General features: G+C 31.6%; 27 protein-coding genes and 1 riboswitch. Of the genes, 12 read left to right on the forward strand and 15 right to left on the reverse strand.

Features of this window, described 5'->3' with window-relative positions:
- Nucleotides 1-153: 153 nt before the first annotated feature.
- The 4 genes from LGK95_RS09225 to hcp form a co-directional block, all read right to left on the reverse strand.
- On the reverse strand, nucleotides 154-585 hold the full coding sequence (locus LGK95_RS09225; RefSeq protein ID WP_226124337.1) for a CBS domain-containing protein: 432 nt from the start codon (nucleotides 583-585) through the stop codon (nucleotides 154-156).
- Nucleotides 586-704: 119 nt separating this feature from the next.
- On the reverse strand, nucleotides 705-2,051 hold the full coding sequence (locus LGK95_RS09230; RefSeq protein WP_226124338.1) for an MATE family efflux transporter: 1,347 nt from the start codon (nucleotides 2,049-2,051) through the stop codon (nucleotides 705-707).
- 61 nt (nucleotides 2,052-2,112) lie between these two features.
- On the reverse strand, nucleotides 2,113-3,018 hold the full coding sequence (locus LGK95_RS09235) for a DMT family transporter (RefSeq protein ID WP_226124339.1): 906 nt from the start codon (nucleotides 3,016-3,018) through the stop codon (nucleotides 2,113-2,115).
- Between the two features lie 173 nt (nucleotides 3,019-3,191).
- On the reverse strand, nucleotides 3,192-4,910 hold the full coding sequence (gene hcp / locus LGK95_RS09240; protein WP_226124340.1) for a hydroxylamine reductase: 1,719 nt from the start codon (nucleotides 4,908-4,910) through the stop codon (nucleotides 3,192-3,194).
- A 376-nt stretch (nucleotides 4,911-5,286) separates the two neighbouring features.
- On the opposite strand from hcp, the gene LGK95_RS09245 reads away from it, so the two are divergent.
- The 3 genes from LGK95_RS09245 to ptsG all read left to right on the forward strand — a co-directional run bounded on the left by LGK95_RS09245 (nucleotide 5,287) and on the right by ptsG (nucleotide 9,729).
- Nucleotides 5,287-6,429 carry a cysteine desulfurase family protein gene (locus LGK95_RS09245; RefSeq protein ID WP_226124342.1) on the forward strand — a complete coding sequence of 381 codons (1,143 nt, stop codon included), beginning with the start codon at nucleotides 5,287-5,289 and terminating at the stop codon, nucleotides 6,427-6,429.
- Nucleotides 6,430-6,467: 38 nt separating this feature from the next.
- Nucleotides 6,468-7,610 carry a tRNA uracil 4-sulfurtransferase ThiI gene (gene thiI / locus LGK95_RS09250; protein ID WP_226124343.1) on the forward strand — a complete coding sequence of 381 codons (1,143 nt, stop codon included), beginning with the start codon at nucleotides 6,468-6,470 and terminating at the stop codon, nucleotides 7,608-7,610.
- 583 nt (nucleotides 7,611-8,193) lie between these two features.
- The gene (gene ptsG, locus LGK95_RS09255) at nucleotides 8,194-9,729 is read left to right on the forward strand and encodes a glucose-specific PTS transporter subunit IIBC (RefSeq protein WP_319001912.1); all 1,536 of its coding nucleotides are present in this window, start codon (nucleotides 8,194-8,196) and stop codon (nucleotides 9,727-9,729) included.
- Nucleotides 9,730-9,797: 68 nt separating this feature from the next.
- On the opposite strand, the gene LGK95_RS09260 is transcribed toward ptsG, so the two are convergent.
- The 4 genes from LGK95_RS09260 to LGK95_RS09275 all read right to left on the reverse strand — a co-directional run bounded on the left by LGK95_RS09260 (nucleotide 9,798) and on the right by LGK95_RS09275 (nucleotide 13,136).
- Nucleotides 9,798-10,370, reverse strand: a complete 573-nt coding sequence (locus LGK95_RS09260) for a phosphatase PAP2 family protein (protein WP_226124345.1) — start codon at nucleotides 10,368-10,370, stop codon at nucleotides 9,798-9,800.
- A gap of 442 nt (nucleotides 10,371-10,812) precedes the next feature.
- Nucleotides 10,813-11,553, reverse strand: a complete 741-nt coding sequence (locus LGK95_RS09265) for an amino acid ABC transporter ATP-binding protein (protein WP_226124347.1) — start codon at nucleotides 11,551-11,553, stop codon at nucleotides 10,813-10,815.
- A gap of 33 nt (nucleotides 11,554-11,586) precedes the next feature.
- Nucleotides 11,587-12,228, reverse strand: coding sequence for an amino acid ABC transporter permease (locus tag LGK95_RS09270; RefSeq protein ID WP_226124349.1), 642 nt, complete (start codon nucleotides 12,226-12,228; stop codon nucleotides 11,587-11,589).
- 98 nt (nucleotides 12,229-12,326) lie between these two features.
- Nucleotides 12,327-13,136: an amino acid ABC transporter substrate-binding protein gene (locus LGK95_RS09275; RefSeq protein WP_226124351.1), complete on the reverse strand. Its 810-nt coding sequence runs from the start codon at nucleotides 13,134-13,136 to the stop codon at nucleotides 12,327-12,329.
- 195 nt (nucleotides 13,137-13,331) lie between these two features.
- A riboswitch (FMN riboswitch) is annotated at nucleotides 13,332-13,445 on the forward strand.
- 231 nt (nucleotides 13,446-13,676) lie between these two features.
- Between LGK95_RS09275 and ribD the strand changes: the two genes are divergently transcribed.
- From ribD to LGK95_RS09300, 5 genes are all read left to right on the forward strand, one after another.
- A complete protein-coding gene (gene ribD, locus LGK95_RS09280; RefSeq protein WP_226124353.1) occupies nucleotides 13,677-14,792 on the forward strand; it encodes a bifunctional diaminohydroxyphosphoribosylaminopyrimidine deaminase/5-amino-6-(5-phosphoribosylamino)uracil reductase RibD in 1,116 nt (371 codons plus the stop codon).
- Nucleotides 14,793-14,821: 29 nt separating this feature from the next.
- A complete protein-coding gene (locus LGK95_RS09285; RefSeq protein ID WP_226124355.1) occupies nucleotides 14,822-15,469 on the forward strand; it encodes a riboflavin synthase in 648 nt (215 codons plus the stop codon).
- Between the two features lie 124 nt (nucleotides 15,470-15,593).
- Nucleotides 15,594-16,796 carry a bifunctional 3,4-dihydroxy-2-butanone-4-phosphate synthase/GTP cyclohydrolase II gene (locus LGK95_RS09290; protein ID WP_226124357.1) on the forward strand — a complete coding sequence of 401 codons (1,203 nt, stop codon included), beginning with the start codon at nucleotides 15,594-15,596 and terminating at the stop codon, nucleotides 16,794-16,796.
- A gap of 105 nt (nucleotides 16,797-16,901) precedes the next feature.
- Nucleotides 16,902-17,363 carry a 6,7-dimethyl-8-ribityllumazine synthase gene (gene ribH / locus LGK95_RS09295; protein WP_226124359.1) on the forward strand — a complete coding sequence of 154 codons (462 nt, stop codon included), beginning with the start codon at nucleotides 16,902-16,904 and terminating at the stop codon, nucleotides 17,361-17,363.
- A gap of 17 nt (nucleotides 17,364-17,380) precedes the next feature.
- On the forward strand, nucleotides 17,381-17,680 hold the full coding sequence (locus LGK95_RS09300; RefSeq protein WP_226124361.1) for a hypothetical protein: 300 nt from the start codon (nucleotides 17,381-17,383) through the stop codon (nucleotides 17,678-17,680).
- A gap of 78 nt (nucleotides 17,681-17,758) precedes the next feature.
- Here LGK95_RS09300 and LGK95_RS09305 read toward each other — a convergent pair whose 3' ends face one another.
- Nucleotides 17,759-18,427: an HAD-IB family hydrolase gene (locus tag LGK95_RS09305; RefSeq protein ID WP_404814414.1), complete on the reverse strand. Its 669-nt coding sequence runs from the start codon at nucleotides 18,425-18,427 to the stop codon at nucleotides 17,759-17,761.
- A gap of 136 nt (nucleotides 18,428-18,563) precedes the next feature.
- Nucleotides 18,564-19,145: a 5-formyltetrahydrofolate cyclo-ligase gene (locus tag LGK95_RS09310; RefSeq protein WP_226124363.1), complete on the reverse strand. Its 582-nt coding sequence runs from the start codon at nucleotides 19,143-19,145 to the stop codon at nucleotides 18,564-18,566.
- Nucleotides 19,146-19,615: 470 nt separating this feature from the next.
- Here LGK95_RS09310 and LGK95_RS09315 point away from each other — a divergent pair, with 470 nt between their 5' ends.
- The 4 genes from LGK95_RS09315 (at nucleotide 19,616) to LGK95_RS09330 (ending at nucleotide 21,971) form a co-directional block, all read left to right on the forward strand.
- Nucleotides 19,616-19,822, forward strand: coding sequence for a hypothetical protein (locus LGK95_RS09315; protein WP_226124364.1), 207 nt, complete (start codon nucleotides 19,616-19,618; stop codon nucleotides 19,820-19,822).
- Nucleotides 19,823-20,152: 330 nt separating this feature from the next.
- Complete coding sequence (locus tag LGK95_RS09320) at nucleotides 20,153-21,082, forward strand: FAD:protein FMN transferase (protein ID WP_226124365.1); 930 nt, start codon at nucleotides 20,153-20,155, stop codon at nucleotides 21,080-21,082.
- Nucleotides 21,066-21,452 carry a NusG domain II-containing protein gene (locus LGK95_RS09325; protein WP_226124366.1) on the forward strand — a complete coding sequence of 129 codons (387 nt, stop codon included), beginning with the start codon at nucleotides 21,066-21,068 and terminating at the stop codon, nucleotides 21,450-21,452. The genes LGK95_RS09320 and LGK95_RS09325 overlap by 17 nt, the downstream gene beginning before the upstream one ends.
- Nucleotides 21,453-21,476: 24 nt before the next feature.
- On the forward strand, nucleotides 21,477-21,971 hold the full coding sequence (locus LGK95_RS09330) for a Gx transporter family protein (RefSeq protein WP_226124367.1): 495 nt from the start codon (nucleotides 21,477-21,479) through the stop codon (nucleotides 21,969-21,971).
- A 222-nt stretch (nucleotides 21,972-22,193) separates the two neighbouring features.
- Here the strand turns inward: LGK95_RS09330 and LGK95_RS09335 are convergent, their stop codons facing one another.
- Genes LGK95_RS09335 through LGK95_RS09355 form a run of 5 tightly spaced genes read right to left on the reverse strand, consistent with a single transcriptional unit; the run spans nucleotide 22,194 to nucleotide 25,859 of the window.
- Nucleotides 22,194-23,045 (reverse strand): RnfABCDGE type electron transport complex subunit B, encoded by an 852-nt coding sequence (locus tag LGK95_RS09335; protein WP_319001913.1) that lies wholly within the window; start codon nucleotides 23,043-23,045, stop codon nucleotides 22,194-22,196.
- A gap of 6 nt (nucleotides 23,046-23,051) precedes the next feature.
- On the reverse strand, nucleotides 23,052-23,639 hold the full coding sequence (rsxA, locus tag LGK95_RS09340; protein WP_226124370.1) for an electron transport complex subunit RsxA: 588 nt from the start codon (nucleotides 23,637-23,639) through the stop codon (nucleotides 23,052-23,054).
- A gap of 34 nt (nucleotides 23,640-23,673) precedes the next feature.
- The gene (locus LGK95_RS09345) at nucleotides 23,674-24,366 is read right to left on the reverse strand and encodes an RnfABCDGE type electron transport complex subunit E (protein WP_226124371.1); all 693 of its coding nucleotides are present in this window, start codon (nucleotides 24,364-24,366) and stop codon (nucleotides 23,674-23,676) included.
- Nucleotides 24,366-24,938 carry an RnfABCDGE type electron transport complex subunit G gene (locus tag LGK95_RS09350; RefSeq protein ID WP_226124373.1) on the reverse strand — a complete coding sequence of 191 codons (573 nt, stop codon included), beginning with the start codon at nucleotides 24,936-24,938 and terminating at the stop codon, nucleotides 24,366-24,368. Before LGK95_RS09350 ends, LGK95_RS09345 begins: the two co-directional genes overlap by 1 nt.
- Entirely contained in the window at nucleotides 24,939-25,859 is a 921-nt protein-coding gene (locus tag LGK95_RS09355; protein ID WP_226124375.1) for an RnfABCDGE type electron transport complex subunit D, read from the reverse strand.
- Nucleotides 25,860-25,870 lie beyond the last annotated feature (11 nt).

Below are 25,870 nucleotides of genomic sequence, written 5' to 3' on the forward strand. Positions count from 1 at the left end.
CAACTAAAAACAAAACTGACACCATATGAAAAACGATGTCAGATTGCTTAATTTAAAGATATTCTATGATAGTGCTTGCTATTTTGTGTACGCTGTATGGGGTTCAGTTCATAGCTAGTGGAGGTGCTTTGTTTTTATATATTTATTATAATGTTATTTATTTGAATTTTTTAACTCATTGTGTTCGTATAATAGATTGTAACAATAAGTGATTATATCACTTCTTTTAATTATCCCTATAAAAACACCATTGTCATCTACAACAGGAACAAAGTTTTGATCCTTTGCCAAGGATATTAAGCTCTCAATATCTGAACTAATTAATACTGCTTTGTTAGATATATGCCTTGGGATATCTTGAATTATAATTTTATTTGTATCATTAAAACTTAAATTAGGAGTATTCTTTAATTTCCATAATAAATCACCTTCAGTTAAAGTACCTACATAAATACCTGTTTCATTTACTAAGGGTACAGATGAATACCTGTGGTACTCCATTCGTTCTAGTGCTTGTCTCATAGTAGAATTCGGTTTTTCATAAACAACTTCATTTTTAGGAGTAAGAAAAAAAGCTATGTTCATAGTTTACCCATCCTTTAAAGATTTTTATTTTAGTTTGTCAGTTGTCGTTCAACTTCATTATAACATGTCTTATAGATTTAATGATGTATAATCTATTAATATCTTATGAAAACATTTACTTAATTAGGGGTTGTTGCCATTTTAATTACTGTTTTAAATTTCCATTTTCCTTTTCTGAATCTTATAACATAAAGGGAACCACGAACTACCCAATCTACAATCATACCTATCCATACGCCAACAAGCCCAAAATGCAACACAACTCCTAGTAGATAACCTAATGTAATTCTAAAAAGCCACATCCCTATTATTGCAGTTACTAGTGTGTATTTTACATCTCCTGCTCCTTTAAGACCCGCTGGTAGCACAAATGATATCGACCATAATGGAATGCATGCAGAATTTACTATAAGTACAATAGAAGCTAAATGAATTATTTCTTTATTAGTTGTAAATAGTGAGGCAACATTTGTAGCAAATGGTATAAATATTACAGCTATTATAGCTAAAGCAATAGTTGAAAGCTTTGTAATATAGGATAGTGATTTCTCAGCCTCAAGACTGTCACCTTTCCCCATATATTTTCCAACAAGAGCAGTTGCTGCAATACATAATGAATTTCCAGGTACATTAAGCATAGTAGCAATGGAACCCGCAATAGCGTTTGATGCAATTGCTATAGTTCCCATATTTACTATAAAAACTTGAGTGATTAACTTTCCACCATTGAAGACCAAGGACTCTACACTCGCAGGGACTCCAATACCAAATACAAGCTTTAATAATGATTTATCAAACTTGAATTTCTTTATATTTGTAAGTTTTAAAATCTTTGAACCACGTATAAGAACTATTAATATAATTATGCCGCCACTAACTCTTGCAATTGCGATTCCAAGTGCTGCTCCTACTATTCCCATACCTAATATATTTATAAAAGTGTACGTTAAACTTACATTTATGATGTTCATAAAGATACTGATTTTCATAGGCGTTTTTGTATCTCCAGCGCCACGCAGAAGTCCATTTGCAACTAAATCTATAGTTATTAAAGGATAAGTAAGTAAGGTTATGCCTAAATATGTATGAGCATTTCTTATTACTTCAGGTTCTGCTGAGCCAAAAAGTGCAGCAATTATAGGACCCTTTAATAGAAACATCATAATAGTTAGGATGAAAGTAATTATAAGTCCAGAAAAAAGCGCTTGTTGCATAGCCGCGTTAGCTTTTTTTATATTTCCTTGACCAACGAATTGAGCTACAACAACCATACCTCCTATTGCAAGGGCAGAAAAGAATGCTATAAATATATTATTTATGGAATCCACCATTCCAATCGCAGAAACTGCTTCTTTCCCTATATGCCCAGCCATCATAGTATTTATCATACCTAAAGATATAACAAATAATTGTTCTGTTACTATTGGAATTGCTAAATTAAATACATCTTTTCGTATCCATTTCACGATTGTCGCCTCTTATCTAGTTTTAATTATATATATACTATAACATCATAATTAATTTAATTCATAATTTTCTATCTGTCGTTAATTTTTTAGTTCTTAAAAAGTTCCATTTAGTTTCTGTTGTTATAATTGCAAGTAGTATAGTCAAACATCCTAAAATCATTTTATATGTAAATACTTCATGTAGTATTGTAACAGAAAAAATAGAACCAAATACCGATTCCAGACATAAAATAATAGCCGCATGGGTAGAGGTAGTGTACTTTTGAGCTAAATTTTGTATTATAAATGCAATCATAGTACTAAAAATACCTAAATAAAGAATTGCAAATATTGTATTTGAATTTAATGAATGTGGGATTGGTTCATAAATTAGAGCAGCTATAATTGAGAAAACTCCGGCCGCACCTAATTGGATTATTACGAGTAATATTGCATCTGATTTTTTAATGAAATACTCAACAGAAACTATATGAGCTGCAAAAAATACTGAACATAAAAGCGTTAAACTGTCTCCTAGTCCAATATGTATACCCCCATCTAAGGTTAACATCCCTATACCAATGAAACACATAAAGGCAGATATTAATGAGAATGCATCCGGCTTTTTCTTGCTAATTATCCAATAGAGAAAGGGAACTATAACTACATTAGTTCCAGTTAGGAAAGCATTTTTACTAGCAGTCGTATATTTCATACCAACAGTTTGAGCTGCAAAGCCTAGAAATAGGAGAAGGCCAACCACTGATCCAACCTTAAGGTCATATTTTGTAATACGTTTAATCTTTTTTCTGAAAACAAATAGCATAATTATTACAGATATACCAAACCGCATTGCCATTATATAAAAAGGAGAGAAGCTATCCAAAGCACCTTTTACAGCTATATAACCTCCACCCCAAATAACTGCAACGAAGAGCAAAGATATATCAGCCAGCATACTCTTTTTCTTGCTAATATTTATCATGGTTATCACTTCCTTAAACAAATTTATAAATTATGTAGGATTACACAAATATTAGTTGTCAATTTACATGTTGTAACAGTTTATTTTACCATAGAAATAGGTATTAACCTAAAAAAACGACGAGAATACACAATGTATTCTCGTCATTTACTGAATTAATTTATTAAGATAGACTAATTAGTCATAAACATTTTTATGTCATCATCTACGTTTGATATGCCAGCAATTCCAAAGTTATCTATTAGGATTTTAGCTACATTTGGAGATAAGAAAGCAGGTAGAGTTGGTCCTAAATGAATATTTTTTACCCCTAGATGAAGTAGTGCGAGTAGAACTATTACAGCTTTTTGTTCATACCATGCTATATTATATGAAATTGGCAATTCATTAATATCATCAAGTTCAAAAACTTCTTTTAATTTAAGGGCTATAACTACTAGTGAATATGAGTCATTGCATTGCCCAGCATCGAGTACTCTTGGAATTCCAGCAATATCACCTAAATCAAGTTTATTATATTTATACTTTGCACAACCAGCGGTTAGAATTACAGTATCTTTTGGTAATTCTTTTGCAAAATCAGTATAGTAATCGCGGCTTTTCATACGTCCGTCACAGCCGGCCATAACGAAAAATCTTTTAATTGCTCCTGATTTAACTGCTTCAACTACTTTATCTGCTAGAGCAATTACTTGATTATGAGCAAATCCACCTATGATCTCACCTTTTTCTATTTCTTTAGGTGCTTTACATTTTTTAGCTTTTGCAATTAAAGCAGAATAATCTTTTGGCATTCCGTTTTTGCCCTCTGGAATATGTTTAACTCCAGAGAAACCAGTAACGCCTGTAGTATAAAGCCTGTCCTTATAAGAAGCTTTTGGAGGAACTATGCAGTTCGTTGTCATTAGTATAACTCCGTTAAAACTTTCAAATTCTTCATTTTGCTTCCACCAAGCATTTCCGTAATTTCCAACAAGATGCGAATATTTCTTAAATGCTGGGTAATAGTTTGCAGGTAGCATTTCACTATGAGTGTATACATCTACTCCGCTGCCTTCTGTTTGCTTTAATAATTCTTCCATGTCTTTTAAATCATGTCCACTTATTAATATACCAGGTCTATTTTTAACTCCTATATTAACTTTAGTCATTTCAGGATTACCATAGCTCGTAGTATTTGCTTTATCGAGTAATGCCATAGCATCCACACCAAATTTACCACATTCAAGTACTAATGCTACTAAGTCATTTGCGTCTAAATTGTTATCAAGTGTAGCTGCTAAGCCCTTTTGCATAAAACCATGAATATTTTCTTCGCTATAACCTAAGTTAAAAGCATGAGCAAGATAAGCTGCAATTCCCTTTATACCATAAACTAATAATTCTCTTAAAGATCTAATGTCTTCATCCTTTGTAGAAAGTACCCCTACTGTAGATGCTTTTTCTGAAAAGGCATCTACAGTGTCAGCAAACCATGTAGCAGCTTCAGGTAAAGCTTCCTCTACAGTATACTTAGTGCCTAGGATGCTCATTACTTTTTCAAGCCAATTGCTAGCGTCTCTTGGGATATCAAGGGAACCACCAGCTGAAATATATTGTTTCTTTATAGTGTCTCTTAATTGTAATCCTAATTTAATTCTTTGAATAAATACTTTTTTATCAAAATTTGCATTAGTTATAGTTGAAAATAAGCTTTCCATTATAAAGTTGTCTACGTCTTTATTTACAACCCCTAATTTTCTGGCCCTTATACTATAAACTGATATACCTTTTGTGATAAATATTAGTAAATCCTGAGTTTCTGCTAAATCTGAAGTTTTACCGCAAACACCCTTAACTGTGCAACCTTTTCCACCGGCTGCTTCTTGACATTGATAACAAAACATACTCATATATTATTCCTCCTAAATTTTGTTCTTATTTTATATTTTCATATAGTTATATACACATTGTTTTTGCTTAAATTGTATTAACCTAACTAAGCACTTCAAGCTTATGAGATTATTATAGTGCAGAAGGAATAATTTATCCGTAACTATAGTTACCAAATCATATAATATTTAATTTTTTTATATAGCATAAAATCACATGACCTCAAAAGGATATAGAATTTCCATACTTTAGTCCTTGTGAAAAAAGTAGCATATACTTTCTTTTATATCCATTGACATTGATAATATACATATTTATAATTAGATAAAGCAGAGTAAAACACTAAGAATTAATGAAGGTATTTAGTGGATTATATAAGAGGAGAGAGATAAAAACATGGAAATATATTTAGATAACAGCGCAACTACCATGCCTTATGATGAAGTTATTGGGGATGTAAGTAGTACTATGAAAAATTATTATGGTAACCCATCTTCAGCTCATATTTTAGGGTTTAAGGCAGAGCAAAAACTTAGAGAGATGCGGTTAAATATTGCTAGGAGTATAAATGCTAGTAGTGAGGAAATAATATTTACATCAGGTGGTAGTGAAAGTAATAACTTCCTTATAAAAGGCTTCGCTAAAATCTCTTCAAATATAATAACTACAAAAATAGAACATCCAAGTATACTTAACACTTTTAAGGCTCTCGAGGATTCAGGAATAAAAGTAACTTATATAGATGTAGATGAGAATGGTAGGATTGATATAAAAGGGATTATAGACAGTATAACTAAGGACACTCAAGTAGTTAGTGTAATGCACGTTAATAATGAAATAGGGGTAGTGCAGGACATTGAGCTTATAGGGAAATTAATTAAAGAGAAAAGTAGTAGGGCTAAGTTTCATGTAGACGCAGTACAAAGTTATGGGAAAATACCAATTGATGTACAAAAATGTAAAATAGACTTGCTATCTACTAGTGCACATAAAATTCATGGACCTCGTGGAGTTGGATTTGCATATATAAGGAAGGGACTTATTCCAATTAGCCTAATAAGTGGTGGAGGTCAAGAAAGAAATTTACGATCTGGTACAGAAAATCTTGCAGGTATAGTGGGATTTGAGACGGCTTCGCGGATTATATGTAAAAATCAAAATGAAAATTTTAATAAAGTATTAGAAGTTAAGGAATATTTTATAAAGGAACTGGCAAAGGTTAATGATGTTATAATTAATAGTCCATTAGAAGCTGATTTTACGCCTTATATTTTAAGCGTTTCATTTATTGGAGTAAAAGGGGAAGTTCTTCTTCATTCCCTTGAGCAAAAAGGAATATATGTGTCTACTGGATCCGCATGTTCATCTAAAAATCATAAAAGCAGTGAAATATTAAACTCACTTGGTAGAACACTAGAGCAGCAAAATGGAACTATAAGGTTTAGTTTTTCTGAATACAATAATAAAGATGAAGTAGACTATGTTATAATCGAATTAAATAAATCACTAAAATTTTTAAGAAAGCTTAACAAAAGATAATTGGTAAGTTTTTATAAGAAGCAGAGGAGTGTCAAAAAATGAGAAAAGTAATACTTGTAAAATTTGCACCTGAAATATTTTTAAAAGGTCTCAACAGAGGTAAATTTGAAAAAAAACTTAAAGACAATATAAAAAATGTAATCAAAGACTTAAATTATGAATTCGTTGAAGACCTTGGACGATGGTTTATATATTCCGAGCAAATGGAACAAATTATAGAAAAGGTTAAAAATGTATTTGGTGTAATGGAAGTATGCGTAGTTACACAGGTTGAAGCCTCATTGGATAACATTGTAAAGCAAGCACTTTTGGAGTTACAAGAGACTTCCGCTAAAACTTTTAAAGTAGAAACAAACAGAGCAAATAAGAATTTTAGCCCAGGTTCTATGGAGGTAAGCAGAAAAGCGGGGTCTTATATATTACAAAACAATACAGAGGTAAGTGTAGATGTTCATAAGCCAGAGTGTACAATTAATGTTGAAATAAGAAACATGGCATACATATATGCTAAAAGAATAAAGGCAGTAGGTGGTTTACCTTATGGCATGAATGGCAGTACTATGCTTATGTTATCAGGAGGTATAGATTCCCCAGTTGCAGGTTATATGATGGCAAGACGTGGTGTAGAACTAAGTGCAGTTTATTATCATAGCCACCCATATACTAGTGAGAGGGCAAAGGATAAGGTAAAACAATTAACAAACATACTAAAAGAATATACTGGAAAACTAACACTATATGTAGTACCTTTTACTGAAATTCAAATGCAAATTATAGAAAAGTGCAGAGAAGATGAATTAACAATAATAATGAGAAGATTTATGATGAGACTTGCATGTGCACTTGCCGAAAAATATGGTGTAAACTCAGTAACAACTGGAGAAAGCATAGGACAAGTAGCTAGTCAGACTATGGAAGGGCTTATAGTAAGTGATGATGTTTCTGATAGGCCAGTGTTTAGACCTTTGATTGCTATGGATAAAGTAGATATTATAGATGTTTCAAGAAAAATAGATACCTATGAAACTTCAATTCTACCTTATGAAGATTGTTGCACAATTTTTGTTCCCAAACATCCGAAAACAAAACCAAGGTTAATTGAGATAATTAAGTCTGAATCAGTTTTAGATATTGATAAATTGGTCGAGAAGGCTATAACCGACATGGAAATTTATAAATAAACATATTCATGTTAATCAATCGATCATGTGTATTAAATCAAATAAAATGTAAATAATAATAAATGAAATACACATTGAAGGGGTGATTAACATGGCTAAAAAAGGTACAGAAAAAAGATCAGGTTCAAAGGATACAAAAGATAAAACTCAGAAAAAGAATCAAAAGGGAAATACAGTTAAATAACGAATAGTATAAAAAAACTAAATATGTGATTGTTAAAAGTAAGCTAACAAGATGATTTATCACTTTGTTAGCTTACTTTTAATTAGAAAAAATATAATAGCTTAATAAAGTAATAGTGTTATTAAAAAATAAAAAATATTTCGAAAAAAATGTTGAAAAAAGTAATAATAGATGATATCATGTAGATAGTATGTGTATACATACTATTATTAGTTAAAATATTGTGTAATAGTTTACAATGAAAAAAATTTTATAGTTAAATTAGCGTGTTACTGAGATAATCAGGCATGAGCATAAGTCATTATAATAATATAGCCACATTTACGTGAAGCTATAATTATGACTTTGCTTGTGCCTTTTATTTTTGCTAATATGTTAAAAAAAGAGAGGGGAATATAAATGAAAAAAGCTTTTGGTATTTTACAAAAGGTAGGAAAATCTTTAATGCTACCAGTAGCACTATTACCAGCTGCAGGAATATTGCTTGCATTCGGTAATATGTTTCAAAGTGCACAGTTTTTAGCAAGCGCTCCAATATTTAATGCTGATTGGATCCAATTAGTAGCTAAAATTATGGAACAGTCTGGTGATGTTATTTTTAGTAACCTTGCGCTATTATTTGCAGTAGGAGTAGCAGTAGGTTTAGCCGATGGTGAAGGGGTTGCAGGACTTGCAGCAATAGTTGGGTTCTTAATAATGAGCAAAACTTTAGGTGTTGTTGCTGGAGTTACTCACGAGTTAACATTAGGTCATGCACATCCGGAGTTTAAAGAAATATTAGGTATTCCAACACTTCAAACAGGAGTATTTGGCGGTATTATAATAGGTATAATAGCAGCGCAATTGTATAAAAAATATTATAACATTGAATTACCTTCTTATTTAGGATTCTTTTCAGGTAAGAGATTTGTACCTATCATTACAGCAGTAGCTGCAATTGGAGCAGGTATTGCATTGAGTTTCATATGGCCTCCAATCCAACATGGGTTAACTGTTTTTTCGAAAAATATGATTGAGGCTAACCCAACGCTAGCAGCCTTTGTATTTGGAGTAATAGAAAGATCAATGATCCCATTTGGATTACATCACATTTTCTATAATCCATTTTGGTATCAATTTGGTGAGTATATAAACAAATCTGGTCAATTAGTAAACGGAGATCAAGCTATATTTATGGCTCAGTTAAAAGATGGTGTACCATTTACAGCAGGAACATTTATGACAGGTAAATTCCCATTTATGATGTTCGGGCTTCCAGCAGCAGCACTTGCAATTATTCATGAAGCAAGACCTGAAAAAAAGGTGCTAATAGCTGGTATTATGGGATCTGCAGCTTTAACTTCTTTCTTAACAGGAATTACAGAACCGATTGAGTTCTCATTCTTATTTGTAGCGCCAATATTGTTCGGAATTCACTGTGTATTCGCAGGATTATCCTTTATGACAATGCAACTTTTAAATGTTAAAATAGGAATGACTTTTTCAGGGGGACTTATAGATTACTTACTATTTGGAGTAATTCCAAATAGAACAGCTTGGTGGTTAGTAATCCCTGTAGGATTAGTATTTGCAGCTCTTTATTACTTCGGTTTCCGTTTTGCTATAAGAAAATGGAATCTTAAAACTCCCGGTCGTGAAGTAGAGGAGGAAGAAGATAAAAGTAATGCACAAACAAATCTTAATGTTCAAGAACATGCAATAGCGGTATTAGTAGCACTAGGTGGAAAAGAAAATATTACAAATTTAGATGCTTGCATTACTCGTTTACGTGTAAGTGTTAAGGATGCTAAAAATGTGAATAAAGCAGAACTTAAGAAATTAGGAGCTGCTGGTGTGCTTGAAGTTGGTGACAGTATTCAAGCAATATTTGGAACAAGAGCAGAGCATATAAAAACAGAAATTAAAGAAGTTATAGCTAAGGGTTTAGATAAATAATATAAAAAAAAATGCCTATGTAAATTAATTTACATAGGCATTTTATTATTTTGTAGTATTTATTTAGTTTACATAGATTTAAATTTATCTTTTGATTTATCTTTTGATTTATTAAGTTTGATAGTAAAATGTTTATCTAAATATTTACCCACGCCTTTGCGCACACAATATTTATAAGCAGTTATAGAAATAAAAGACCATACTATAGCAATAAACCATCCACCAAGAACGTCTGTTGGATAATGAGCACCCACATATACTCTACTAATTCCTACGAGAATTAGATATGTAAGTATAACACCACTTATTAGATAAGCAATTTTCTTATTCTTAATTCGTTTAAGTATAAAGTAAATAAGAACAATGCCAATAGCTGTAGATATAGAAGAATGGCCACTAGGGAAACTATAACCATGAGCTTCAACTAATTTTATACCGATGGGTCTAGATCTTTTTATCGTGTTCTTGAGTACCAAGTTAATAAAACCAGTAACACCAATATTAAATACACAGCAAATAGCTTCCAACTTGTTATTGAGTAGATATAATATAACAAAACCAAGTAAGGTAATCAAAATCTGGAAAGAAGGGTCTGATGATTTTGAAAGAGCTATAAAAAACTGATCCAATCCCAAATTCATAGAACTTGTTAAATAATAAGGCATTTTTATTTAATCATCCTTTCTATATTACATTAAATATTGATGTGTTTATAAATATTTGTTCAATACAAAGAATCCAAAATTCTAATTAAGCCACAAGCATCAATTATATTATCTAATATTATATCAAAAGCTATGATTAAAAGATACATTTATATTATAAGATAGTGGAATTAACTATTCCAACTATTCCAAATATAAGGATAAAAAGGTGCTAAATTAAATTTCAATTCATCATAGCCAATAAAATTCTACAATAAGTAGTAAAATATAAAAGGCGAAAATCTTGATTTGTCGTATAAAGGATGCAATACGGTAATGATAAAAGTATATTTCCCGGGAATTGAACGTTATTAGTATAATTTAGCAAAAAACAAAGGAGTTTAATTAATTAAACTCCTTTGTTTTTTTATATCGCTATTTATGACAAATTTAAAAATTGTTTTATTCTTGCGTGTTTGGGATTTGAAAATAACAGTTCAGGTGTGGAGTTTTCTAATATTTCCCCATTTTCCATAAAAATAATTTTATCCGATATTTCTCTTGCAAATTGCATCTCATGTGTAACTACTAGGAGTGAGATTTTTTCCATTGCGAGATCCCTGATGACTTTTAATACTTCACTTACTAGTCTAGGGTCTAATGCAGAAGTCGGTTCATCAAATAAGATTAATTCAGGATTCATTGCAAGGCACCTGGCAATAGCAATTCTCTGCTTTTGTCCACCTGATAGTGTACAGGGATAAGAATTAATCTTGTCGAGCAAATCTACTTTGATAAGTAATTTCGTTGCAATGTCAGTGGCCGCTTTCTTATCTATTTTATTAACTATCATAGGAGCTTGTATTATATTTTCGAGAACGGTTTTATGTGGGAATAAATTAAAGTTTTGAAAAACCATACCTATTTTCTTATATGCATTTATTGTTTCTATGTTATTAAATTTCTTCTTCGCTTCTGCAATGGTTGCTCCATTAAATTCAATAAGACCAATATCCATATGCTCAAGTCCACTTATACATCTAAGAAGAGTGCTTTTACCAGATCCAGAAGGACCAATAATTGATATTACTTCGCCTTTTTTTAGATTAAAGGATACATTCTTTAAAACCTGATTTTTATCATAACTTTTATTTATTTTAGATATCTTTAGTAAATCCATAGTAACACCTTCCTTCATTTAACATAATTATATTTATTCGTAGACTGAATACTTTTTTTCTAGTTTTTTAAATGCCATAACAATAAGTGAAGTAAATATTAAATATATTATTGCAGCAATAAAAAAAGGAGTTATTGTAAAATCTCTAGTTACGATTTCTCTAGCAGCGCGAAGTATGTCTTGTAAACCGATTGCAGCTACTAAAGCCGTATCTTTTATTAGAGTTATTCCCTCATTACAAGTAGGAGGAATTATTCGTTTAAAGGCTTGTGGTAATATTATTTTTGACATAGTTTGTCTATAACTCATGCCTAAAACTTTGGAGGCCTCATATTGTCCTTTATCTATAGATTGAATACCGGATCTGAATATTTCTGTAAAATAAGCTCCGTAATTTAAAGAAAAGGTAAGAACTGCGGCAGTAAAAGGAGTAAACCTAATGCCTATAATAGGTAGTCCAAAATATGTGAAAAAAAGTTGAAGAAGTAAAGGCGTTCCGCGAAAAAGCCAAGTGTAAATATCCACAATTTTATTAAGTATTTTTATACTGGATACTTTAATTAGTGCACCTATTATTCCGAGGGGTATGCTTAAAATAATTGTTGCGATATACAACTCAATTGTAAATATGCTTCCTTGTAAAATATAAGTTGTAGAGTCTATAAGATTAGTCAAGTAAAACACTCCTTTTAAAAAAATTCATAATCGTTATAATAACTACTCAAACATTTCTTAAAAGTAATGTTTGAGTAGTTACTTGTTATAGTCACTAGTTATTTATATATTATATCTTTACCAAACCATTTTTTTGATATAGTGTTGGCTGTTCCATCACTTTTTATTTCGCCGAGCAGTTTATCTACTTCAGTTATAAGACTAGTATCAGTTTTTCTTAAACCTACTCCATAATCTTCTACACCTAGATTTTCATCAAGTACTTTATAATCACCAGGTTTTTTGCTAACATAATATCTTCCAACTACTTCATCAACTATAACAGCGTCTATACGCCCAGCGTTTAAATCTAATAAAGCCTCTGTGTTGTTTGAATATTTTTTAATTTGTTTTAGTGATTTAGTAAGCACTGTATCCTTAGCAAGTGCGGTTTCACTACTACTACCTAATTGTAGTCCCACGTTTTTATCACTTAAACCACTTTTTTTAGAAATACTTGATTTGTTACTTACAATAATTATTTGTTTATTCTGAAGGTATACTTTAGAAAAACCTATTTGTTCTTTTCTTTTATCAGTTATTGTTAATCCGTTCCAAATAACATCAATATCTTTATTATTTAAACTTAATATAATTCCGTCCCATTCTACAGGCTTAAAGGTTACTTTAACGCCTAATCTTTTGCCTACTTCTTTTGCCATATCAATATCAAAACCTACAATTTCACCATTACTACCTCTGAATCCCATAGGAGGAAAATTATCATCAAGACCAACTATTAGTTCTTTTTTATTTTTTATATCATTTAAAGAATTATCTGTTGCATTCTTATTTGCACATCCAGCTAAAATAACAGAAGCAAGCATTGCAACCATTGCAACTATTAGTAATTTAAGTTTTCTTTTCATATTAAACACTCCTTTATATATCCTATAAGTATAATTTTAATTTATCGCATTAACTTTGTAAAGTAAAAGTTATAAATAAATACATATATATATAATTAAATAAAAAAAGTCTATAGTAATTACATAAAATTTATTATAAAAGATGATTACTTGACAATAAAATAACAAAGTGTTATTCTTAGGTTGAAAATTTAATAGATCCTTCAGGGTAGGGAGAAGTTCCCAACCGGCGGTATAGCCCGCGAGCCGAAAGGTAGATCTGGTTTAATTCCAGGGCCGACAGTAAAGTCTGGATGAAAGAAGGAAGAGATGATAAATACATAATATTTTCATTTGTTAAATATTAAAATATTTAATAAAATGATATTGTATTTTGAATTCATATGTATTTAGTCTAGCTAGATATATAACTTGCTTATTAAGCCCTGAAAACATTGTTTTCAGGGCTTTTATTATATAAATGATTTAAGTTATACATACAGTAAATACGCGATGTGGTTAATTTTCGCATCACAATTATAGAGTTAGGAAGGTGATAATTTGGACAACTATTATATGAAAAGAGCACTTGAATTATCTAGAAAAGCAGTAGGTTTCGTAAATCCTAACCCACTAGTAGGTGCAGTTATCGTAAAAAACAATAAAATAATTGGAGAAGGATACCATGAACATTTTGGTGGACCACATGCAGAGGTTAATGCTTTTAAGAGTGCCGCCTGCGATGTAGAAGGTGCAACAATGTATGTAACTCTCGAACCTTGCGCACACTATGGTAAAACACCGCCTTGTGCCGAAGCTATTGTTCGAAATAAGATATCAAAAGTAGTAGTTGGGATGATAGACCCTAATCCATTAGTTGCAGGCAAAGGCATAGAAATTCTTAGAAAAGCTGGTATAGAAGTTACGACAGGTATAATGGAGCGCGAAATAAGAAAAACAAATGAAATATTTATAAAATATATAACTGAGAAAAAACCGTTTTGCATCATGAAAACAGCTATGACAATAGACGGGAAAATAGCAACTTCTACTGGGGATTCAAAGTGGATAAGTAATGAGAAATCCAGATTATATGTGCATGAATTAAGAAATATGGTAACTGGAATTATGGTGGGGATTGGTACTGTCTTAAGTGATGATCCGGAACTCACTACAAGGAGAAAAGGTATTATAAGCAGAAACCCTATAAGAATAATCATAGACAGCACAGCAAAAATTCCTCTAGAGTCAAAGGTATTAATATGTGATGAAAAAACAAAAACTATTTTAGTTACAACAAAACTTGCAAGCAATACTAAAATGGAAGATATTAAGAAAATGGGCGTAGAAATTATAATAACTCCAAGTAAAGATAAGTGGGTAGATCTAAACTATTTAATGGGAGCATTAGGTGAGAGAGGAATAGACAGCATTCTTCTTGAGGGAGGAAGCACTTTAAATTATTCAGCATTAGATAAAAAGATCGTTGATAAAGTAATTACATTTATATCACCAAAAATATTTGGTGGTACTTCTGGTAAAACTCCAGTGGGAGGCAAGGGAATTGATTATGTGAAGGATTCTATAATGCTTGAAGATACTGAAGTCTTAAGGTTTGACGAAGATATTATGATAGAGGGGTATATAAAGAAAAACGTAGTTCATTGTAACCATTAAAAACAACTAGTTGTAAAGGAGGTGAATAGATGTTTACGGGCTTAATTGAGGAAATTGGTGAGATAAAGTCTATAGCAAAAGGGGCTAAGTCTGCAAGGATTACCATAAAAGCTGAAAAGGTTATGTTGGGCGTAGAACTTGGCGACAGTATTAGTACCAATGGAGTTTGCCTTACGGTAACAGAGTTTAATAAAAATAGCTTTAGTGTTGATGTAATGGCGGAGACTATAAGAAGCAGTAATTTAGGAAAATTGAAACCAGGTTCCTACGTTAATTTAGAAAGGGCGCTTAGGGCTAGTGATAGACTGGGTGGTCATATAGTAAGTGGTCATATTGATGGAATAGGAACTATTGTAGATTTATATAGTGAGGATAATGCAACTTGGGTGTCTGTTGAAACTTCAAAGGATATATTAAAATATATTGTACATAAAGGTTCAATAGCAATGGACGGCATTAGCCTAACTGTTGCATATGTTAATGAAAATATTTTTAAAGTATCAATTATACCTCATACAAAGGGTGAAACTACATTAGTAACTAAGAAAATAGGAGATGTAGTTAACCTTGAAAGCGATATGATGGCAAAGTATGTTGAGAAACTGCTTATATATGGTAATGCTCCAAAAGAAAAGAAACCCATTAATATGAGTTTTCTTGAGGAAAATGGATTTTAATAAATGTCTATAAGTATAGATGCAATAATCTAATATGTAATAAATAACATTACATCGCAAAAGTGATGACAACAGCACGAAAGTGATGACAACAGCACGAAAGTGATGATTAAGGGGTGGAAATATGTATAAATTTAGTAGCATTGAAGAAGCTTTAGAAGATATTAAAAATGGTAAAATGGTTGTTGTGGTAGATGACGAAGATAGAGAAAATGAAGGAGATATAATAATAGCTGCGGAAAAAGCTAGTGCCCAAAATATAAATTTTATGGCAAGATATGCACGTGGGCTTATATGTATGCCTATAGTTAAAGAAAGATTAGATAAATTAAATATAAGTCAAATGGTGGTAAACAATACTGATGTACATGGAACAGCGTTTAGTGTTTCTATTGATGCTGTAACTGCGACTACTGGAATATCTGCGGCTGAGAGAGCAACTACTATCTTAAAGGTTTTGGACCCGGAAGCGACATCAAGTGATTTTAATAGACCTGGTCACGTATTCCCTCTAGCAGCAAGAGATGGAGGAGTACTAAATAGGGGTGGTCATACAGAAGCTGCAGTAGATTTAGCAAGAATGGCTGGATTATATCCTGCAGGTGTAATTTGTGAAATTATGAATGAAGATGGTACAATGGCTAGGGTGCCACAGCTTATTGAATATGTAAAAAAACATGATTTAAAAATGATTACTATAGTAGATTTAATTGCTTACAGAAGAAAAACTGAATGCCTTGTAGAAAAGGTTACTGAGGCTAAGATGCCAACTAGATATGGAGAATTTACTATCTATGGGTTTGTAAATAAAGTAAATGGAGAGCACCATGTAGCATTAGTTAAAGGAGATGTAACAAAAAGTGAATCTGTACTTGTAAGGGTACATTCTGAATGCCTTACAGGAGATGCACTAGGATCTATGAGATGTGATTGTGGAGAACAATATGATGCAGCTATGAAAGCTATAGCGAAAGAAGATAGTGGCATTTTGCTTTATATGAGACAAGAAGGACGAGGTATAGGATTAATTAATAAGCTAAAGGCATATAGTCTTCAAGATAAAGGAATGGATACCGCAGAAGCAAATTTAGCTTTAGGATTTCCAGTAGACATGAGAGACTATGGTATAGGAGCTCAGATATTAGAACTCTTAGGTGCTACAAAGATAAGACTTATGACTAACAACCCTAAAAAAATAACAGGAATTTCAGGCTATGGTATTGATATAGTTCAAAGAGTACCAATAGTAATGAATCATAATGAAAAAGATGAGTTTTATTTACGAACTAAAAAAGAGAAAATGGGTCATTTGTTAGATGTTAAATAAATAAAGTGGTATATATTCAAAGAAATAGTAGGTTACTATATTAGTATGTATAAGTAATAAACTTAATTAAAATATAAATATATTAAATTAATAGGAGGATTTGACATGAAAGTATATGAAGGTAATTTAATAGCAGAAGGATTAAAGTTTGGAATTATTGTAGCAAGATTTAATGAGTTTATAGGTGGAAAATTATTATCAGGTGCACTAGATGGCTTTAAACGTCATGGTGTTGAAGAAGAAAATGTTGAAATTGCGTGGGTTCCTGGCGCATTTGAGATACCTTTAGTTGCAAAGAAAATGGCAAAGTCTGGTAAATATGATGGTGTAATATGTTTAGGAGCAGTAATAAGAGGCGCCACATCCCATTATGAATATGTATCTGGTGAGGTAACTAAAGGAATTGCATCTGTATCACTCGAAACAGGAGTTCCAGTTATTTTTGGAGTGCTTACTACTGAGAATATCGAGCAAGCCATAGAAAGAGCAGGGACTAAAGCAGGTAATAAAGGATATGATGCTGCAGTATCAGCAATAGAAATGGCAAATTTATTAAGAGAAATTTAGTATAAGGAGATTTACAAATGGGACTCAGTGATAGTGTGTTCAATATTATATTTATTATGATGGGTGCATCTGCTGTTGTTTCAGGTTTGAATTTTAAGAAGAAACAGGGCAGAAATTATAAGGGCACGAATTTCGATGAGTATATAAAACTAAATAAGATTGTCCTATTTTCATATGGAGGGGTAATCTTAATTGGCACTTTGCTCGGACAGGGTATACCTTTATTAAAGGATATAATAACAAATATAACTATTGGAATATTATTGATTATATGGATTATCTATTCAGTGATATCTAAGAAGAAATTTTCAAGTTAGAATAATTAGATGGTATGTTAAAATGGCAAAATAGAAGTTCCAAACTTCTATTTTGCCATTTTAAATTTGATTAATATATTAAATTTCAATATGTTCTGGTCGTAACCTATATACTACATCTTTTCTTTCTATTATTATATTGATCTTTTCTTTTAATTCATCGTCGTCTAGAATATTCAGTAGAAGTTCCTTAGTTGGGTTTATCGCAGTAGGGTGACTAAGTAGCTTTAACATAGTGAAATCACCTGAGGTATCTCCATAAGCATAACTTTGACCTAAATCAATATTGTATTTACTTACAAAATACTCTATGGAGTTTTTTTTACTAACGCTATCCCACATAGGAATAATATCACCTGTATAAATATTATGATCATCTAAAGCATACTTTGTTCCTATATAGTCATCAAAACCGTATTTTATAGACATTTCGCGTACAAGTTCAATTGGACTTCCTGATATAGTAATAATTATGTGACCTTGATTCTTATGCCATTTAATTCTGTCACGGGTGTAAGTATAAACTCTATCACCTTTTTGCCTAATAATTTGTCTGGCAATAAATTCAATTTGAGACATATGAAGTCCGATTATGGCTTCTGTATATATATCAGCCATCTTTAGAAGGTAATTATCATAATTACCAATTCTTTTATCCCATTTAACATAATATGGTTTTACTTCTTTATACCATTTATCGTTTTCTATAATTTCGCTTTTAATTAATTTTTTAAATACCTCTGTCATTAAACTTTCTCTATAAAGAGTACCATCAATATCAAAGAAAGCAGCTATTCTTTTTTTCAAAGGGGTCACCTCCAATATCAGTATAATTAAATTTGGGATTTTTCTAATATATTTATTATATGTGTATCCTAACTACTTATTTAGGAAATATTGTTCTGTTTTCAGTAATAATGAAATCTAATGGAATATCATACTCATCAGTGGGAACTTTATCAATTATTTGATAGTCATAGGCTATACCTATAGTAGGAGTGCTTTTCAGTTTTTTTGATAAAAATCTATCATAATAACCAGCACCAAAACCTATTCTATTGCAAGCTTTATCAAATACTACGCCAGGAACTATAATTAAATCTATATCCTCAATATTTATTTTCTCAAGTAAATTATGTTTTGGTTCCATAACACCAAAAGTAGATTTAGTAAGGTCACTAGTGATATTATTTATTTTGTAAGGTATTATTTGCTTTGTGGTTTGTATACAATATGGAGCAATTACGTTTTTCCCATGGGTTAAACACCATGTAGCAAGAGGATATGTATCCACTTCCTTATTAAAACTTAGGTATAACATAATATTTCTGGAATTTTCAAATTGGGGTAGTTTCATAATTATACTTATAATTTGGGCGCTAAAAGTATTTACATCCTGTACATTCATGCTTTTTCTTTGTTGTAGCATATTTTTTCTTAATGTATCTTTTATATTATTTTCCATAAATACCTCCAATGATTATTACAGTATATATAGAAAATTGTTGTCGTAAAAATAACTTAAATACTGTAAATTTTAAATTAGTATAACATATGTTTTTCATATATGCAATTTGTATAAATTTTATATAAGTTAGTATTATTTGGATAAATATAAATCTATTATTAATTATGAGATAATTAACTTATATTTTTTAAGATATTTAAAGAATCATAAGGTATTGTAATAGAGAAATAGTTTTAATTTGGACAACAGCGTATAAAATATTATATGAAAAAGAATGTTAAAGGTGAAACTTTTTATAACATACAAGAATTAATTTAATGATTTTTATTAAATTAATCTTTATTCATTGCAAGAAAAAATGTTGGTACATTAAAAATTTTAAATTGGGAAGTCTATAACTATAACATTAATGATGCTTAGTATAAATAATTACTTAGTATCTACAAGATATAAAAGGAGGAATATTCATGGATTATTCAAAAATAAAAGAAGTAAATGGAATAAATAACGTTGGAGATGTTCCAAGTGCGAAGAAAGGAATTGTTGATTTCCTTTCTGGCGAGGACAGATATAAAAATTCAATACCACAAGATAGACTTAACTCCTACAAAAAAGGGCGTGAAATAGCAGTAGAAATTGAAAATATTTTAAATGGTGATCAAAGGGCTTATTAAAATTTAGATATTAAATATTTCTCAAAAAGGGGTACAGAATTTTAGTCTGTATCCTATTTTCATATCCTTATATATGTGTATATAAGGTCTGTGTAAAACACTAGAAGAATTGATTTTGTCTATAATTTCATATGAGTCATGTAATAGAGCAAGGTTTATTTGAATTATATATATGGTATAATATTAATATGTATAAAGACAAGCTAGAGGTGGTGAGGTAACATAAAAAATTCACGTAAGAAATGGTATATACTTTTACTATTGACTCTTTCAATATTTTTAATATCTTGCAAGAGCAATGCTAAACCTGTTGAAAAAGAGACGTACTTGATGGGTACAATTGTTCAATTCAAGGTTTATGGTAAAAATGCAGAAAAAGCAACACAAGCAGCGGTAAAGGAAGTAAGTAATATAGAAAAAAAGATGTCCGTTAATATTAAAACCTCCGAAATTAGTAAATTAAATGCAAAAGCTGGAGTTTCAGGAGAGAAACTTAGCACAGATACATATTCGGTAATAGAAAAATCGGTTCAATACAGTAAGTTAACAGGGGGCGCACTTGATGCAACAATAGAGCCAATTGTATCTTTGTGGGGCATAGGAACTGACAAAGAGAGGCTTCCTTCAAAAAAAGAAATTGATGAAAAATTAAAATTTGTTAACTATAATGATATTATTTTAGATAAAAAAAATTCAACGGTGAAGCTAAAACGAATGAATCAAGCCATAGATTTGGGGGCAATAGCAAAGGGATATACCGCAGATGAGGTAAAGAAGGTTTTATTAAATAATAAGATTAGTAGTGCGATTATTAATTTAGGTGGTAATGTTTATGCCTTAGGAAATAAACCGGATGGAACTAGCTGGAATATAGGAGTGCAGAATCCATTAAGTACACGCGGAGAATACTTAGGATCTATTAGTGCTACTGATAAATCAATAGTTACATCAGGCAACTATGAAAGATTTTTTATTAAGGATGGCATAAGATATCATCACATATTTGATCCGAAAAGTGGATACCCTGCAAATAAAGGTCTTATAAGCACGACCATAGTATCAGATAAGTCTATTGATGGAGATGCACTATCTACAAGTACTTACATCTTGGGACTAGATAAAGGCCTTAAATTAGTAGAGTCTATGAAAGGTGTAGAAGCTATTTTTATAACAAATGACAAAAAAATATATGTTACACCCGGGCTTAAAGATAATTTCGATTTAACAAACAAGGAGTTCACTTATGAAAAAGGGCGATAAGATAGTTGGTATCATTCTTTTAATTGTTGTGGTAATAGCCTTAGGTGCTACTTCAATATACAAAATGTCAATTAAAGGTTCAGAAAACATTGCAGTTATTAAGCATGCAGGCAAGGTAATTAGAACAATTGATTTAAATAAGGTAGTAGAATCTGAAAAATTTACCATAAAAACAGATAAGGACCATTACAATATAATAGAAGTTAAACATAATAGTATTAGTATAATAGCTGCTGATTGTCCACATAAAGAGTGCGTTAAAAGTGGATCAATTTCTAATCCAGGTGAGATGATTGTATGTTTACCTTATAAACTTATAATTAATATACAGGGGCATCAGGATAAAAGCATTGATGGTGGGACATTTTAAAATTAAAAATATGTAGGTGAAGATATGAAAAAGACTAAAAGATTAGTTTTACTTAGTATGCTAGTGGCGATGGCTCTAGTAATTTACTTAATTGAGGCTCAGATTCCAGTGCTATTTCCAGGAATGAAATTAGGACTTGCTAATTCTATTTCATTAGTTGCACTAATATTACTTGGGTGGAGAGAAGCATTATTGGTAATGATTTTGAGAACTATTCTAGGTTCTATATTTGGAGGAAGTATGTCAGCTTTTATGTTTAGTATAGCAGGTGGAGTACTAAGTAATATAGTAATGATATTACTGTATAAGTATTTTAAAAATTCTCTAAGCATACCTACAATTAGTGTTTGTGGAGCTGTTTTTCATAATGTAGGTCAGCTACTTGTAGCTGCCTTCATAATTAATGATTTAAGAATATATATATATTTGCCAGTATTATTAATTTCTTCTATTGTTACAGGGTATTTCATTGGGATTCTAGCCAGTATATTGAAAAGTAGGTTAGAAAAAATATTGTAAAAGAGGATAGGAAAATTCTTCTGGTGTCTTACAAAAGAGTTCGGGACTGGAAATTCTATTAAGAAATTCTAATTTTTTGAGAATATAAAATTATCTGCCGCTCACATTCGCACTTCTTATTGCAAGGTACTATGAAGAAATTTCCTATCCTACAATTGTCTGTTAAAGAGATAGAAAAAAATAAAAAAAGATACTAAGATTAAAATCTTAGTATCTTTTTAACTATTTAGTTTCAGCAGTTTTAACAGCTTCAACAGTCTCACTCATGTTTACTTGATCCTTTAGAGGTTTCGAGATAACCTTTGTAGGACATTTAGCAGCACATTTGCCACAGTGCACACATTTTTCAAAGTCTATTGTAGCTAAGTTATTAACCATAGTAATCGCTTGGGTTGGGCAAACTTTTACACACATTTGGCATGCGATACATCCAACCGAACAATTATCTTTTACTGTTTTACCTTTTAATTTTGAGTTACATTCGATAAGAACTTCTTGACTAGCTGGAACGAACTCTATTAGGTCTTTAGGACATACCTCAATACAAGCCCCACAAGCAACGCAATTATCTTTATATACTACAGCAACACCATCTATTATATGAAGGGCATTAAACTCACAGGCTCTTACACAACTTGCGAAACCTAAACAACCATCTACGCAAGCTTTAGGACCACCACCGGGAGCGATAACTGCTTGACGGCAATCCTTGATTCCATCATACACATATCTTTCTTTAGAAACCGTGCAAGTTCCTTTACATTTAACAAAGGCAACTTGTGGATTTGCGGTTTCAACTGTTACGCCCATTATTTCTCCGATTTTTTCTGCAACAGAACTTCCGCCCACACTGCATAAATTTAGCGGAGTATCTCCTTCAACTACAGCGGCAGCATAAGCATCACAACCAGCATATCCACATGCACCGCAATTGGCGCTAGGTAATGCTTCGCGAACAAGTGGTATTTTAGGATCAACTGGTACATGAAATTTTTTATTAGCATAACCAAGTACTACTCCAAATACAAGTCCTAATCCACCGATACTTATTACTGGGTAAATTAAACTATTTATATCCATTTAAATACCCCCTAATTTCAAACCACTAAAGCCTAAAAATGCGATAGCCATTAATCCAGCTGTAACTAGTGAAATAGGCAGACCTCTAAATGCTAAAGGCATTTTATCATTCTCTTCCATTCTTTCTCTCAAACCTGAAAGAAGTACAATGGCAAGCATATATCCAAGAGCAGCACCAAGAGCATTAACCATGGATTCTAGTAGGTTATATTTCTCACCTATATTAATAACAGCCATACCAAGAAGTGCGCAGTTAGTTGTTATTAAAGGAAGGTATATTCCAAGTGCTTTATATAAACTCGGTTGAGTCTTTTTAATAACCATTTCAACAAATTGCACAAGTGCGGCAATAACTAGTACGAAGGCTAGAGTTGATAAATAGGTTATGTTTAAAGGAACTAAAATCCAGTTGTAGACTCCATAAGTCATAATTGAGGCTAAGAACATAACAAACACTACTGCTAGTCCCATACCTTTTGCAGTTTCAGTTTTTTTAGAAACTCCAAGAAAAGAACATACTCCAAGGAATTTAACTAATAAGAAGTTATTTACTAAAAATGCACTTATAAAAATTGAAAAAAGTTTCATTTCCATCCGCCTTTCTTAACAAAATTAAAAATAATTATTTTTTGCAACTATGAGCACAAGAACCACATCCAGTACACTCACCAGTCTCTGGATTAATTTCATGAAAATGTGCAATTTTATTATTAACTTCGTTTGTTTTATTTATTGATTTTTGATTTAATAAAGCCATTAAAATTCCAAGGGTAATAAAAGCTCCGGGAGCTAAAATCATCATTATAGCCGGTTCAAAGGAGTTTCCAAATATTTTAAATCCGAGTATCGAACCTGCTCCTAGTAATTCTCTTATTGAACCAAGAATAGCTAATGCTACTGTAAAACCTAGTCCCATTCCAATAGCATCAAAAATCGAAGGAAATATTTTGTTTTTTGATGCATAGGATTCAGCACGTCCTAGAATTACACAGTTAACAACTATAAGTGGGATAAAAATCCCTAAAGACTTATATAAAGAGGGAACAAAACCTTGCAATAAAAACTGTATTAATGTAACAAAAGCAGCTATTATTGTAATGTAAGCTGGTATACGAACCTTATCAGGGATTACTTTTCTTAACAGTGATATAAAAAGATTAGAACCAATTAACACTGCTGTAGATGCAAGGCCCATACCTATACCATTTTCTACGCTGGTGGTAACAGCTAGTGTAGGACACATAGCTAGAACTTGCACAAATATTGGATTTTCGGTTACAATACCATTTTTTAATCTTTCAGAAAATATGCTCATTATTTTTTATCTCCTTTCAATGAAGAGTTGTAAAAATCAATAGCATCGTTAACGCCAAGGGTTACGGCTTTAGATGTAATAGTGGCCCCTGTCATAGCCTGTATTTCATTATCTTTTTTAGGAACTACTTTTACAACTTCTAAATCCTCTTTTGTAGGTTTGTTTTTATACTCATTTGAAAATGCAGGCTCTGGAGCATTAGCGCCAAGACCAGGTGTTTCAGTGTGAGCTAAAATACTAATTCCAGTAACTTTACCATCACTAGATATTCCAACCATAGTTTCTATAGGACCAGCATATCCTTTTGGGGCAACCTTTATAGCGTATCCAGCTATTTTAGTTCCTTTTGTTCCAACATTAACCTCTAAAATCTTTGCATTACTCTTAATATTTACATCTGAATTTGAAAACTTATCAGCATCAGGTAATATCTCCTTCATAGCAGTTTGTTTATCGGAAGCAACTGATGCAGCTATAGGTGCCTTTGTTATTTCATATGCACCACCTAGTAAAAAACCTGCAATTCCTGTAATTAAAAGTAATATCAATCCTAATTTTATATTATCTTTCAATTATTTCACCTCCCCAAAAATACGTAGAGCAGTAAACTTATCAATAAATGGAACAAATAAGCTCATTATTAATATAGAATAAGATACTCCTTCAGCATAACCACCATACAAACGTATTATGGTGGTTAAAATTCCACAGCCAATACCAAATATAACTTGTCCTTTTTTTGCCATTGGTGAAGTTGTGTAATCAGTTGCCATATAGAATGCACCAATCATTAAGCCACCAGCAAATATTTCGTATAATGCATTACCAGTCATTAAACCATTTCTACCTAATATATAGGTTAAAATGAATGTACTACCGATAAATGCTACTGGTATATGCCAGGTTATTATTCTTTTGTATAGTAGGTATGCTGCACCAATTAGTAATGCAAGTACTGAAGTTTCACCAATGCAACCACCTACATTGCCAATAAAAACATTCGCTAGACTAGGTAATTCACCGCTACCGGTTTTAAGTATTCCAAGGGCAGTAGCAGATGAAACACCATCAACGGTAAAATTAGTCATGTGAACTGGCCAAGAAGCAAGTAAAAATGCTCTAGCAGCTAGTGCTGGATTCATTATATTCTGTCCAATTCCACCAAAAAATTGTTTTACAATAATTATTGCGAAAAATCCGCCGATTGCAGGAAGCCAAAGTGGAACAGCAGCTGGCAAATTAAAAGCAAGCAATAAGCCAGTTACTACTGCACTAAGGTCTCCAATTGTAATTTTTCTGTGAGTAAGTTTTTGCCATAAGGCCTCTGCTGCAATACATGATAGCACCGATACCAATGTAACTAAAAATGCTTGCATTCCAAAAAAATATATTCCGGCAAAGGTAGCAGGTATTAATGCTATTATTACGTCTCTCATTATACCCTGCACAGAATCATTCGATTTTATGTGTGGGGATGAAGATACTGTATACATATAAGTCACCT

Origin of the sequence: Clostridium algoriphilum (genome assembly GCF_020443705.1) — a bacterium.
Classification (GTDB): domain Bacteria; phylum Bacillota; class Clostridia; order Clostridiales; family Clostridiaceae; genus Clostridium_AD; species Clostridium_AD algoriphilum.